The organism is Variovorax sp. 679, from assembly GCF_003952185.1.
GTDB lineage: Bacteria > Pseudomonadota > Gammaproteobacteria > Burkholderiales > Burkholderiaceae_C > Variovorax.
Window position 1 is genome coordinate 432,394 of sequence record NZ_RXFS01000005.1, and the last position, 12,225, is coordinate 444,618.

Here is a 12,225-nt window from a genome sequence, read left to right on the forward strand (position 1 = left end):
AGGTCAGGGGGCAGGAACCGTCCTGGATGCCGTCAATACCGACGCGGTGCGTCGGGCGGCGCGCAGCACCGCATCCAGGTGTGTACGGTCGCGTACGGCGATCACGAAGCGCAGGTCGGTCGAATCCTGCGGGGTTTCATCGGCCATTTCCACATGCGTGATATCGGCTTCTGCATCGGCCAGCGTGGCTGCGACGCGCGCCAGCACGCCCTTGTCGTTGCGCACGGTGATGACCACGCCGGTCTCGAAGGCGCGCGTGGGTTCGTCCGCCCACTCGACGGCGAAGAAGCGTTCGCTGTCCTTGTGGCGAAGCCGCTGGCCGACGCCGCAGTCTTCCGTGTGCACCACCAGGCCTTCGCCATGGCCGAGATAGCCGACGATCGGGTCGCCGGGAATCGGCCGGCAGCACAGCGCAAAACGCACCGACGAGTTCTCGCTGCCGTCCAGCGTGACCGCGCCCTGTGACACGGTTTCGTGCGAGATGAAGCGCTCGCGGCTCAGCAGCAGTGCGTCGGGCCGTTCGCCCAGCTCGGAAAGCATCGCCACCAGCCGCTTCGCGACGATGCTCGCGATGCGCTTGCCCAGGCCGATATCGGTCAGCAACTCGGAGCGGGTGCGGTTGCCGGTGAAGCGCAGAAGCTTTTCCCACAGCGCCTGGTGCTCCTCGTCTTCCTCGGGCAACTTGCTCAAGCCCTCGGCGCGCAGCGCCTGCGCGAGCAGCTTTTCGCCCAGCCCTTCGGATTCGGCATGCGCCAGCGTCTTCAGGTAGTGGCGGATCTTGGAACGCGCGCGACCGGTTCGCACGAAGCCCAGCCAGGCCGGGTTCGGCGTCGACACTGGCGCGGTGATCACCTCGACCACGTCGCCGTTCTTGAGCTCGGTGCGCAGTGGCACCTGGTCGCCGTTGATACGTGCTGCCGAAGTGTGATCGCCGATATTGCTGTGGATGGCATAGGCGAAGTCGACGACCGTGGCGCCGCGGGGCAGCGCCATGATCTGGCTCTTCGGCGTGAACACGTAGACCGCGTCGGGAAACAGGTCGACCTTGACGTGGTCCCAGAACTCGGCGGCATCGCGCGTCTCGTCCTGGATGTCGAGCAGCGACTGCAGCCACTTGGTGCCCAGCCGGTCGTTGTTGGCTGCATTCGGCTCGGCTGCCTTGTACAGCCAGTGCGCGGCCACGCCGGACTCGGCCACCACGTGCATTGCCTCGGTCCGCAGCTGGAATTCGACACTCACGCCGGCCGGACCGACGAGCGTGGTGTGCAGCGACTGGTAGCCGTTGAGCTTGGCGATCGCGATGTGATCCTTGAACTTGCCCGGCAGGGGCTTGTACATCTGGTGCAGGATGCCGAGCCCGGTGTAGCAGGCGATCACGTTCGGCACGATCAGGCGGAAGCCGTAGATATCGGTCACCTGGGCGAAGCTCAGGTGCTTTTCTTCCATCTTGCGGTAGATCGAATAGAGCGTCTTCTCGCGTCCTGCGATCCGCAGCGTCATGCCGGCTGCCGCAAAGGCGGTTTCGACCTCTTTCTGCACTTTCTGGATCAGGTCGCGTCGGCGGCCGCGGGCTTTGGCAACGGCCTTCGACAGCGTGGCGTAGCGCCACGGTTTCAGATGCCGGAAAGACAGCTCCTGCAACTCGCGGTAGGTCTGGTTCAGCCCGAGCCGGTGCGCGATGGGAGCGTAGATGTCCAGCGTCTCGCGCGAAATGCGGCCCCATTTTTCACGCGGTGCATCGGCCAGCGTGCGCATGTTGTGCGTACGGTCCGCCAGCTTGACGAGGATGACGCGCACGTCGCGCGCCATGGCCAGCAGCATCTTGCGGAACGACTCGGCCTGGTTCTCTTCGCGGGTGTTGAACTGCAGCTTGTCGAGCTTGGTGAGCCCGTCGACCAGCTCCGCGACCGGAGCGCCGAAGCGTTCGATGAGTTCCGGCTTGGTGACGCCGCAATCCTCGATGGCATCGTGGAGCAGGGCGGCCATCAGTGCCTGCGCGTCGAGCTTCCACTCGGCACACTGTGCCGCCACGGCGATGGGATGGGTGATGTACGGCTCGCCGCTGTTGCGCAGTTGCCCCAGGTGCGCCTCGTCGGCGAAGCGGTAGGCGCGGCGGACCAGTTCGGTATCTTCCGGACTCAGGTAGTCCAGTCGGGCGGTCAGTGCGGCAAAGCTCGCGGCGGCCGCGTTCAGCGCCGCCGGACTCGGTTTCGGCGTGCCTTTCGGGGCATGGGACTGAGATTTGGCGACCGCGCTCATGGCTACCACTTTAGCGTGACCGCTGTATGGACGCGGCCGGACATAAAAAAAGCACCGCTTTGCGGTGCCTTTTCGTTGCAGGGCTGCGTCAGATCAGCCCGGCACCTTCTTGAGCATTTCGAGGCCGATCTTGCCTTCGGCGATCTCGCGCAGGGCGGTCACGGCGGGCTTGTTCTTGCTCTCGATCTTGGGGGCATGGCCCTGGCTCAGCATGCGCGCACGGTACGTGGCGGCCAGAACGAGCTGGAAGCGGTTCGGAATGTTGACGAGACAATCTTCGACGGTGATGCGGGCCATGATGAGAATCTTTCGGTCGGTCTGGGAGCGGTGAGCTCGGAAATCAGGGGATGTTCAGTGCGGCGAAGGTGTCGGCACGCGCACGGCGTTGCGCGGAATACCGGAGTCGCTGAGCGTGGACGATCGCCTTGAGATCGAAAAGTGCGCGCTCAAATAACTCGTTGATTATAACGAAGTCGAATTGCCCGGCCTGGGCCATCTCTTCGGCGGCGTTCTTCAGCCGCGTTTCGATGACCGCGGCACTGTCTTCGCCGCGCCGTTCGAGCCGGGAGCGCAGTTCTTCCCAGCTGGGGGGCAGGATGAAGATCATGACCGCGTTGGCAAAGGTCTTGCGGATCTGCAGTGCGCCCTGGAAGTCGATCTCGAGGATGACATCGGCCCCCTGGGCGATGCGCTCCTCGATGGCCTTCTTTGAAGTACCGTAGCGGTGGCCGTGCACATGGGCCCATTCCACGAAGCCATCGGCCGCGATCAGCGCGTCGAACTCCGTTGGCGAGGCAAAGAAGTACTCGCGGCCGTGCTTTTCCTGCCCGCGCGGCGACCGGGTCGTGTGGGACACCGAAGGCTGCACCGCCGAATCGAGTTCCATCAGCGCCTTGACCAGGCTCGATTTGCCGGCGCCGCTGGGCGCCGCCACCACGAAGATATTGCCGGGGTAGTCCATTCTTTCGCTCGTCTTCGTCGTCATTCGATGTTCTGGACCTGTTCGCGCATCTGCTCGATCAGGACCTTCATGTCCACGCCGATGCGCGTGAGCTCCAGCGCCGCCGACTTCGAGCCCAGGGTGTTGGCCTCGCGATGAAGCTCCTGGATCAGGAAGTCGAGGCGCTTGCCTATTTCTCCGCCCTTCTTGAGCAGTCGCTCGATCTCGTCGAGGTGCGAATTCAGCCGGGTGAGTTCTTCCGCCACGTCGATGCGGATCGCGAAGGCGGTGGCTTCGGTCAGGGCGCGGTCCTGGGCGGCTTCGGGCAGCGTGCCGCCCGTGCCGGCGGTCAGCCCCATGGCCTCCTGCCAACGCTCCAGAAAGCGGGTGCGCTGCTGTTCGACCAGCTGCGGCACCAGCGGGCCGGCCTGTTGCACCAGGGTGCGCAGCTGGGCGAGGTGGGCTTCGAGCATCCTGGCCAGCCGAGTGCCTTCGCGCTGGCGAGCCGAAATCAGGTCTTCGAGCGCCTTGCCCGTCACTTCGAGCAGATCGGTGCCCCAGTCGCCGCGGGCGGCGCTGTCGCCGCCGGCCAGGCGCAGCACGTCGGCCACGCTGAGCTCGCGAGCGCCGGGCAGCCATGCCTTGACGCTGTCCTGTACCCCGTTGAGCCGCTGCAGCAGCTTCACGGAGGGCTCGACCACCCCAGCCTGGGCCGTACTCTCGATGGCGGCGCGCACTTCGACCTTGCCGCGCTTGAGCTTGCCCGTGAGCAGCTCGCGCAGGGCGGTTTCATGCTGGCGGAGCTCTTCCGGCAGCTTGAAGGTGAGATCGAGGAAGCGGCTGTTGACCGAGCGGATTTCAACCCCGAGCCGGCCCGCGGCGGAAGGCCGTGCCTCGGCTTCGGAGTGGCTGCCTGCGGGGCCGTTCTGGCCGCTGGCGTAGCCGGTCATGCTGTAAACTGGCATTGCGCCTCACTGTGGTTTTGCTTGCATGCACCGAGGCGTCGGCACGGCGTTCGCTTGCCGCACCATCGCCTTCGGGCGAAACTCCCGGATTATGTCAAAGGTCAAGCCTACGCCCCTGCCGCCCGATACGGTCATTGGTGGTTACCGCGTTGTACGCCGGCTTTCCGCGGGCGGTTTCGGTGTCGTCTACCTCGCCATCGATTCCAGCGGACAACAGGTGGCCATCAAGGAATATCTGCCGTCGTCGCTCGCCACCCGGGGGCCGGGCGAGCTTGCGCCGCAGGTGCCGCCCGAGAAGCTGTCCCTCTACCGGCTGGGCCTCAAGAGCTTCTTCGAGGAGGGGCGTTCCCTCGCGCAGATCTCGCATGCCTCGGTGGTCAGCGTGCTCAATTTCTTCCGCGAGAACGAGACCGTCTACATGGTCATGAACTACCTGGAGGGCGCCACCCTGCAGGATTTCGTGGTCACGGCGCGCGACCTGAAGAAGCAGAAGGTGTTCCGCGAGTCGACCATCCGCTCGCTGTTCGACGAGATCCTGCGCGGCCTGCGCATCGTCCACCAGTACAAGATGCTGCACCTGGACATCAAGCCGGCCAACATCTTCGTCACCGACGACGACCGCGCCGTGCTGATCGATTTCGGCGCCGCGCGCGAAGTGCTCAGCAAGGAAGGCATCTTCATCCGCCCGATGTACACCCCCGGCTTCGCGGCCCCCGAGATGTACCGGCGCGATTCGTCCATGGGCCCCTGGACCGACATCTACGCCATCGGTGCCTGCATCTACGCCTGCATGCAGGGCTATCCGCCCAACGACGCGCCGCGGCGCATCGAGAAAGACCGCCTCAGCCTGTCGCTGTCGCGCCTGCGCGGCGTGTACTCCGACAACCTGATCGAGGTGGTCGAGTGGTGCATGTCGCTCGACCCGCTGTCGCGCCCGCAGTCGGTCTTCGCGCTGCAGAAGGAACTCAGCCGCGAGGGCGAGCGCCGCTACACGAAGCTCACGGTGGGCGAGAAGGTGCGCCTGTCGATCGACAACATCCGTTCCTTCGACAAGAAGGGTCTGCCCAAGGCTGCCGCGCCCACCACGCGCCCTGCATGACATCATGAAATTCTCCGTCTTCCAGGTCAGCCGCAAGGGCGGGCGTCTCAAGAACGAAGACCGCATGGGCTATTGCTACACGCGGGAATCGGGGTTGTTCGTGCTGGCGGACGGCATGGGCGGGCACCCGGAAGGCGAAGTGGCGGCGCAGCTCGCGCTGCAGACCATTGCCGCGCTCTACCAGCGCGAGGCACGCCCGACCGTGAAGGACGTGAAGTCGTTCCTGGCCGAATCGGCCATGGCCGCGCACCAGCAGATCATGCGATACGCGAGCCACAAGGCCATGCTCGACACGCCGCGCACCACCGTCGTCGCGGCCGTGCTCCAGGGCACCACCGCCACCTGGATGCACTGCGGCGATTCGCGCCTGTACGTCGTGCGCGACGGCCGCCTGCTGGTGCGCACGCGCGACCACTCGCACGCCGAGCGACCCAAGCCGCACGGCTCCGACATGCCCGTCAACCGCAACCTGCTGCTGACCTGCCTCGGCTCGCCGACCACGCCGCTCTTCGACGTTTCGGCGCCGCTGCAGCTGCAGCGCGGCGACCGCATCATGCTGTGCTCCGACGGCGTCTGGGGCGTGCTCGACGACGAGCTGATCGTGCACACGCTTTCCTCCGGCAAGCCCGTGTCCGATGCCGCCCCCGACCTCGCCGAAATGGCCCTGCGCAAGGGCGGTGCACACAGCGACAACGTCACGCTCATCGCGCTCGAATGGGAAATGCCCGACAGCGCCGATGACCGCAGCGGCGTCTCCACCGAAACCATCGAGGACGGCGTGTTCGCCTCGACCATCCAGGCCGGCATGCCCTCCGACAACGAGATCGACGACCTCGACGAAGACGCCATCGAGCGTTCCATCGCCGAGATCAACGAAGCCATTCGCCGATCGGCAGCACGCAAGAGCTAGACAGGCCGCACAAGAGCGGCCGCCCCTTCTTTCTTTTTTTGGATTCGACAATGACTGCTTTCACACGAAGCGGCGGCCGCGCCGCCGACCAGTTGCGCCCGGTGCGCATCACCCGTGGCTTCACCATCCATGCCGAAGGCTCGGTGCTCATCGAGTTCGGCCAGACCCGCGTGCTGTGCACCGCCTCCGTCGAGGAGAAGGTGCCGCCGCACAAGAAGGGCAGCGGCGAAGGCTGGGTCACGGCCGAGTACGGCATGCTGCCGCGTGCCACCCACACCCGCAGCAGCCGAGAGGCAGCCAAGGGCAAGCAGACCGGCCGCACGCAGGAAATCCAGCGCCTCATCGGCCGCTCGATGCGCGCCGTGTTCGACCTCGCCGCGCTCGGCGAACGCACCATCCACCTCGACTGCGACGTGCTGCAGGCCGACGGCGGCACGCGCACCGCGGCCATCACCGGCGCCTTTGTCGCTGCACAGGACGCCGTCAACAAGCTGATCGCCTCTGGCGCCCTGGCCGCATCGCCCATCAAGGGCCATGTGGCCGCCATTTCGGTGGGCATCGTCGAAGGCGTGCCGCTGCTCGACCTCGAATACACCGAAGACTCCGCCTGCGACACCGACATGAACGTCGTCATGACCGGTGCCGGCCACTTCGTCGAAGTGCAGGGCACGGCCGAGGGCGTGGCCTTCACGCGCGAAGAAATGAACATCCTGCTCGGCCTGGCCGAGAAGGGCATCGGCGAGCTCGTGGCCTTGCAGAAGCAGGCACTGCTCGCGAACTGACGACAGCCACCGGCGCCCGCCGGTCGGGCGCCGCAGCAACCTTCCGATTCCCACATGAAACTGGTCCTGGCTTCCAACAACGCAGGCAAGCTCGCCGAACTCCAGCAACTCTTTGCCGAGCTGGCCGTCACTCTCGTGCCGCAATCGGCGCTGGGCGTGGGCGAGGCCGAGGAGCCCTTCCGCACCTTCGTCGAGAACGCGCTGACCAAGGCGCGCCACGCCAGCGCCGCCACCGGCCTGCCTGCCATCGCCGACGACGCTGGCCTGTGCGTCGATGCCTTCGGCGGCCTGCCGGGCGTCGACACCGCCTACTACGCCACGCAGTTCGGCTACGCCAAGGGCGACGCCAACAACGTGAAGGCGCTGCTGGAACAGCTCGCAGGCGTGGCCAACCGCCGCGCCGCGCTGGTGAGCACGCTGGTCGCCCTGCGCAGCCATGACGACCCCGAGCCGCTCATCGCCGTCGGCCGCGTGGTCGGCGAGATTGCGCCCGCGCCCGTTGGCGACAACGGCTTCGGCTTCGATCCCGTGATGTATCTGCCGGCCTTCGGCAAGACCTTTGCCCAACTGCCGCCCGAAGTGAAGAACGCCAACAGCCACCGTGGCCGCGCCGCGCAGGCCATGCTGGCGTTGATACGCGAGCGCTGGCTGTAGTCGATGGCTACTACCTTCCCGATCCAGCCGGCGCAGTCCGTCGGTGCGCCGCAGGCCAACGACGTGCTGCACTGGATGCGGCCCGGCCCGCTGCAGCTCAGTGCGCTGCCACCGCTGTCGCTCTACATCCACCTGCCGTGGTGCCTGCGCAAGTGCCCGTACTGCGACTTCAACTCGCACGAATGGCGTGCCACCAGCGAGGCGGATGTCGACGGCATTCCCGAGGCCGCATACATCGACGCACTGGTGGCCGACCTCGACGCCGCACTGCCGCTCATCTGGGGCCGCACCGTCCACACCATCTTCATCGGCGGCGGCACGCCCAGCCTGTTCTCCCCGCAGGCCATCGACCGCCTGCTGGGCGACATGCGCGCGCGCCTGAAGCTCGCGGCCGACTGCGAGATCACGCTCGAAGCCAACCCAGGCACATTCGAGCGCAACCGCTTCCGTGCCTATCGTGCAGCCGGCGTCACGCGCCTGTCGGTCGGCGTGCAGAGTTTCAACGACGAGCACCTGAAGGCGCTGGGCCGCGTGCACGACCGCGCGCAGGCCATTGCCGCCCTCGAGGAGGCCGCGAGCACCTTCGACACCTTCAACCTCGACCTGATGTATGCGCTGCCGGGCCAGACCCTGGAGGCCCTCGACGCCGACCTGTCGCAGGCACTGGCGCTCGCGCCGCCGCATCTCTCGGTGTATCACCTGACCATCGAGCCCAACACCTGGTTCGCCAAGTTTCCGCCCACGCTGCCCGAGGACGACATCGCCTACGCCATGCTCGACCGCATCACCGAGCGCACCGGCGCCAGCGGCATGTCGCGCTACGAGGTGTCGGCCTATGCGCGCGAGGGGCATCACTGTGCGCACAACCTCAATTACTGGCAGTTCGGCGACTACCTCGGCATTGGCGCGGGCGCGCACAGCAAGCTGAGCTTTGCGCACCGCATCGTGCGCCAGGTGCGCTTTCGCGAGCCGCGCCTGTACATGGAGAACGCGCGCGCGGGTGCCGCGGTGTCCCAGAGCGACGAAGTGGCGCTGGCCGATCTGCCGTTCGAGTTCATGCTCAATGCGCTGCGGCTGAAGCAGGGCTTCACGCTGCCGCAGTTCAGCGAGCGCACGGGGCTGGCGATGACGTCGATCCAGCGAGGCCTGGAGGAAGCGGAGCGCAAGGGGCTCGTGGCGCGCGACCTGTTCCGGGTATGGCCGACCGAGCGCGGACTGGATTTTCTGAGCGATCTGCAGGCGATGTTCCTGCCCGACGAGGAGTAGGGCCGCGCGGTCGGCTTAAAATCGTCGGCTTCGGAGAGTTGGGTGAGTGGTTTAAACCAGCAGTCTTGAAAACTGCCGACGTGAAAGCGTCCGTGAGTTCGAATCTCACACTCTCCGCCAGTCACTCAAAGGGTTGGTGGGACTTCCCCGCCAGCCCTTTTCGCGTTCAGGGGCCGCTAGACGTGCACGTCCCCGACCGTCTCCCCATCCTCCGGCACGAACACCATCCCGGTCTTCGCGTTGTAGTCCATCAGCCCCGCGTAGCGGCCCCAGGCGATCATCGTCTCGAAGATCTTCTCGGGGTTGTCGTACGGCAGGGCGCTGCCGATGTCCTTGATCACGCGCTCGGCCTCGACTTCCTCGTATTCCTTGAGCAGCGCGATGATGATGTGGAACAGCCGCAGCTTGAACACCTGCTCCTCGAAGATCGCGCGCTTTCCGAGCCGGTCGGCGGCGACGAATTTCCGCCCGAGCTCCGTGAAGCGCACCTCCTGCCGCGGCGTGTCGATCAGATCGAGGATCTCGGCCGCCTTGAGGATGGCGATGGTCTCGCCGAACTCCTTTCCGATCTCGTCGGAAATGTCGTAGATGTTGGAGAGGTCCGGCGAGTCGCTGAGGATGCTCATCAGCCCCAGGATCTGTCCCACGGGCACCAGCGGAATCGACTCCATGCGCGTGCGCGCGCGCGAAACGGGCTGCCCCTTCACCGGCGTTTCCGGCGGCAGGTCGGGCAGCGTCATCGTGGTGATGCATTCATGGATCACGTTCACCAGCCGCTGGAACTCGGGGTCCCTGGCGTCGCGCGGATAGGGCAGCCTGTTCTCCAGCACGAGGCCGATGCGCCCCGGGCGCGGAAACACGACCACGATGCGCGTGGCCATCTCCACCGCCTCCTCGATGTTGTGCGTGACCATGAAGACTGAACTCAGGTCGCCGCCCGGGTCGCGCCACAGGCCGATCAGCTCCTGCCGCAGGTTCTCCGCGGTCAGCACGTCCAGCGCGCTGAAGGCCTCGTCCAGGCACAGCAGCTTGGGCCGCGAGACCAGCGCACGCGCAATGCCCACCCGCTGCCTCATGCCTCCGGACAGCTCGCGCGGAAAAGCCGAGTGGTAGTTGCCCAGTCCGATCAGCTCGATCGCCCGGTCGACGGCCGCGTCGCGCTCGGCGCGGCCGATCTTTCTCGACATCAGCCCCACCGCCACGTTCTGCTCGACCGTGAGCCACGGATAGAGCGCGAAGGTCTGGAAGACCACCGACGCTTCGGGATTCACGCCGCTGAGCGACTTGCCGTTGGCCAGAGCCCGGCCCGAACTCGGCTCGATCAGGCCCGTGAGGCAGCGCAGGATGGTCGACTTGCCCGAGCCGGACTGCCCCAGCAGCGCCAGGAACTCGCCCTCGCTCACGGCGAGGTCGATGTTGTCTAGCACCTTGAGCTCGTGGTTGCCGGCGGTCATGAAGGTCTTGGTGACGGCGCAGAGCTCGGCCACCGGCACGGACTGCTTCGGCTCCCTGGAGGGCGCGGGGGTGTTCATGTTCAATCCAGTCTGAATCGGCGCTCTGCAAAGGCGTACAGCCGGCGCCAGATGAGCTTGTTCATCAGCACGACGAAGATCGACATCACGCCGATGCTCGCGATGATCAGCGGCGTGTCGCCCGCCTTCGTGACCGTGGCGATGTACGCACCCAGGCCATCGGCCTGCAGGCTCGTACCGCCCCACGTGGCGAGTTCGGCCACGATGCTGGCGTTCCACGCGCCTCCGGCCGCGGTGCAGGCGCCCGTCACCCAGAACGGGAAGATCGCCGGCAGGATCAGGGTGCGCCAGAGGCTCCAGCGGCGCAGGCCGTAGACGCGCGCGGCTTCCTTCAGGTCGTTCGGTATCGCCATGGCGCCGGCGATCACGTTGAACAGGATGTACCACTGCGTGCCCATGGCAATGAGCAGGATGCTGCCCCAGTTGAGGCTGACGTGGCTGGCCACGAAGAAGCCGACGACGATCGGGAAGGTCATGTTCACCGGAAACGACGCGCCGATCTGCGCGAGCGGCTGGGCGAATCGCGCAACGCGCGGCTGGAAGCCGATCCACACGCCCACCGGTGTCCAGATCAGCGTGGCCAGCACCGTCATCGCGGCGACGCGCAAGGCCGTGAGGAAGCCGAGCCAGACGATGTGGCCAAGGTCGGACAGGGACAGCGCGCCGTGCAGCGCGGCGGTGGCGGCCGCCACGGCCCGGAGAAGCTCGATGCCGATCCAGATGGCAAGCAGGATGCCCGCCACGCGCCACAGCAGCTTCTTCCACAAGGCCTTGAGCCGCAGCGGCACCCGCGCCATCGGCGCGCGCGCCTGGAACATCCTGTCGAGCAGGGGGTGCCAGACACGCTCGCTGATCCAGGTGAACAGGTAGGCGCCGCGCAGCAGGTCGTAGACCCACGAGGTCGCCGGGGTCGTCGACTCCGTCAGCTCGATCTTGAACTTGTTCGCCCATGCCAGCAGCGGACGCCAGACGAGCTGGTCGCTGGCCAGGATCAGCGCGATCATGGCCAGCACCGCCCACAGCGCGGCAGAGCTGTCGCCGTCGGAGATCGCCTGCACCATGTACGAGCCCAGGCCCGGCAGCCTGATGTCCTTGTTCATCACGCTGATGGCCTCGCTCTGCGCGACGAAGAACCAGCCGCCGCCGAAGGACATCATCGAGTTCCAGATCAGGCTGTGCGCCGATGCCGGCAGCTCCACCGTCCTGAAGCGCTGCCAGCGGTTCAGGCCGCAGGTGGAGGCGGCCTCCTGCATGTCGGTGGGCACGGTGACCATCGAGTGATAGAACCCGAAGGCCATGTTCCATACCTGCCCGGTGAAGATGGCAAAGATCGCCGCGCACTCGACGCCGAGCAGGCTGCCGGGAAACAGTGCCATGAACCCGGCAACCGTTGCCGACAGGAACCCCAGGACCGGCACCGACTGCAGCACGTCGAGGGCCGGCAGGATGACGGCGCGCGCAGCCCGGTTCTTTGCCGCCAGGTAGCCCACGGCAATGGCGAAGAAGAGCGAGAAGCCGAAGGCGATCCACATGCGCATCAGCGTGCGGCCCGCGTAGTACGGAATCAGGCCCGGCGAGCTGTCGACCTGCGGCACCGCGGCCGGATCGAAATGCACGAGCATGCCCTTGCCGAAGTGCAGCGCGCTCCACAACAGGCCCAGCAAGGTCAGCATGACCAGCGCATCGACCCAGCCGAACGTGCGGCGTTCTTCGACGACGGCGAGCTGCGGGGCGGTGCTCTTCATGTGGGCGGCAACTCCTGCCGGCGGGGGCTGCCGGCGGTTCACAGGTTGGCGGTGCATTGGACTTTAGTCCAAT

General features: G+C 66.3%; 11 protein-coding genes and 1 tRNA gene. 6 read left to right on the top strand and 6 right to left on the bottom strand.

Annotated elements, in window-relative coordinates; genetic code table 11:
- Window positions 1-3: 3 nt before the first annotated feature.
- The 4 genes from EJO71_RS15375 to EJO71_RS15390 all read right to left on the bottom strand — a co-directional run bounded on the left by EJO71_RS15375 (window position 4) and on the right by EJO71_RS15390 (window position 4,164).
- Window positions 4-2,259, bottom strand: a complete 2,256-nt coding sequence (locus EJO71_RS15375; protein ID WP_125949256.1) for a bifunctional (p)ppGpp synthetase/guanosine-3',5'-bis(diphosphate) 3'-pyrophosphohydrolase — start codon at window positions 2,257-2,259, stop codon at window positions 4-6.
- Between the two features lie 93 nt (window positions 2,260-2,352).
- A complete protein-coding gene (gene rpoZ / locus EJO71_RS15380; RefSeq protein ID WP_007835875.1) occupies window positions 2,353-2,556 on the bottom strand; it encodes a DNA-directed RNA polymerase subunit omega in 204 nt (67 codons plus the stop codon).
- A 43-nt stretch (window positions 2,557-2,599) separates the two neighbouring features.
- Window positions 2,600-3,220, bottom strand: coding sequence for a guanylate kinase (gmk, locus tag EJO71_RS15385; RefSeq protein ID WP_125949625.1), 621 nt, complete (start codon window positions 3,218-3,220; stop codon window positions 2,600-2,602).
- Between the two features lie 20 nt (window positions 3,221-3,240).
- The gene (locus EJO71_RS15390; protein WP_125949255.1) at window positions 3,241-4,164 is read right to left on the bottom strand and encodes a YicC/YloC family endoribonuclease; all 924 of its coding nucleotides are present in this window, start codon (window positions 4,162-4,164) and stop codon (window positions 3,241-3,243) included.
- Between the two features lie 91 nt (window positions 4,165-4,255).
- Between EJO71_RS15390 and EJO71_RS15395 the strand changes: the two genes are divergently transcribed.
- From EJO71_RS15395 to EJO71_RS15420, 6 genes are all read left to right on the top strand, one after another.
- Window positions 4,256-5,263, top strand: a complete 1,008-nt coding sequence (locus EJO71_RS15395; RefSeq protein ID WP_019656438.1) for a serine/threonine-protein kinase — start codon at window positions 4,256-4,258, stop codon at window positions 5,261-5,263.
- A 4-nt stretch (window positions 5,264-5,267) separates the two neighbouring features.
- Window positions 5,268-6,173 carry a PP2C family serine/threonine-protein phosphatase gene (locus EJO71_RS15400; RefSeq protein ID WP_125949254.1) on the top strand — a complete coding sequence of 302 codons (906 nt, stop codon included), beginning with the start codon at window positions 5,268-5,270 and terminating at the stop codon, window positions 6,171-6,173.
- A gap of 50 nt (window positions 6,174-6,223) precedes the next feature.
- Window positions 6,224-6,955 carry a ribonuclease PH gene (rph, locus tag EJO71_RS15405; protein ID WP_125949253.1) on the top strand — a complete coding sequence of 244 codons (732 nt, stop codon included), beginning with the start codon at window positions 6,224-6,226 and terminating at the stop codon, window positions 6,953-6,955.
- A gap of 54 nt (window positions 6,956-7,009) precedes the next feature.
- Window positions 7,010-7,609: a non-canonical purine NTP pyrophosphatase gene (locus tag EJO71_RS15410; protein ID WP_125949252.1), complete on the top strand. Its 600-nt coding sequence runs from the start codon at window positions 7,010-7,012 to the stop codon at window positions 7,607-7,609.
- Between the two features lie 3 nt (window positions 7,610-7,612).
- Entirely contained in the window at window positions 7,613-8,875 is a 1,263-nt protein-coding gene (gene hemW, locus EJO71_RS15415) for a radical SAM family heme chaperone HemW (RefSeq protein ID WP_125949251.1), read from the top strand.
- A 32-nt stretch (window positions 8,876-8,907) separates the two neighbouring features.
- Window positions 8,908-8,995 (top strand) — tRNA-Ser (locus tag EJO71_RS15420).
- 56 nt (window positions 8,996-9,051) lie between these two features.
- Here EJO71_RS15420 and EJO71_RS15425 read toward each other — a convergent pair.
- Both EJO71_RS15425 and EJO71_RS15430 read right to left on the bottom strand, forming a co-directional pair.
- Entirely contained in the window at window positions 9,052-10,407 is a 1,356-nt protein-coding gene (locus EJO71_RS15425; RefSeq protein ID WP_125949250.1) for a nitrate/sulfonate/bicarbonate ABC transporter ATP-binding protein, read from the bottom strand.
- Window positions 10,408-10,409: 2 nt separating this feature from the next.
- The gene (locus EJO71_RS15430) at window positions 10,410-12,152 is read right to left on the bottom strand and encodes an ABC transporter permease subunit (protein ID WP_125949249.1); all 1,743 of its coding nucleotides are present in this window, start codon (window positions 12,150-12,152) and stop codon (window positions 10,410-10,412) included.
- Window positions 12,153-12,225: the final 73 nt, after the last annotated feature.